The following is a 749-nucleotide window of genomic DNA, read 5'->3' on the forward strand; positions in this document are numbered from 1 at the left end:
AACGGTTGAGCTATGAACAGTACGTGAGCAAACTGGCGTTTGCTTTCCGCCGCGTACATAGCGAAATCTTTTGGTTTTCTTTTTTTCTTTGTTCCGCTAAAAAGCAAAATCCCAAAGATTTTGCGGACTTCATAAAAATACTCAAACCTTTCGTTTGAGCCCAAAGCCCGTATTGTTTATAGGTTTTGTTACCTGCTGGCTTTTACCGTGTAGTCTCTTCGTTTTCTTAAAGCTGCTATCTCATTCGCTAAGTCTATTCTGAACATTCCATTTAAAATTTCTACGTCGGTTATATTTTTCAATTCCATTTTGGCTTCATATTCATCGAGCTCTTTAGATTCGGATGTAGGTGCAAATGGATTGTCAAACGCTCTACTAAGACCACAGGTATTTAATTTAAAAAATCCGTTTTCCATTCTCCCATAAAATAGCCACGTTCCTTCTTCCTCAACATAAGGATAGCAAGTTTTCCAATTTTGTCCGATATATATGTTTCCTTGCAAGTCTCCACCGTCCAGAGATTCCATTACGGTTATTTTATATGTTAAATCCTCTTTTACCTCTGTAACTTTTCCAACAAAAATGCATTCTGAATTTTCAATTTCCCGCTTTTGCATTTCTGCTAGTTTTCTAAATGGACAGGAGCAGGCATACGTAATTTCGGTAGCTAAAAGAATCAATATTAAAATGTGATGAGATTTCTTCATAAAAAAATGATTTTTCAGCTTGCAGGTAACGGTTCGGCTATG

Annotated in this window: 1 protein-coding gene; it reads right to left on the reverse strand. The window is 36.6% G+C overall.

What is annotated here, in order from left to right:
• Positions 1-188: 188 nt before the first annotated feature.
• A partial coding sequence (locus FEE95_RS22020; protein ID WP_212748479.1) for a hypothetical protein occupies positions 189-749 on the reverse strand: 561 nt, incomplete at its 5' end.

Origin of the sequence: Maribacter algarum (ex Zhang et al. 2020) (genome assembly GCF_005885635.1) — a bacterium.
Taxonomy (GTDB): domain Bacteria; phylum Bacteroidota; class Bacteroidia; order Flavobacteriales; family Flavobacteriaceae; genus Maribacter_C; species Maribacter_C algarum.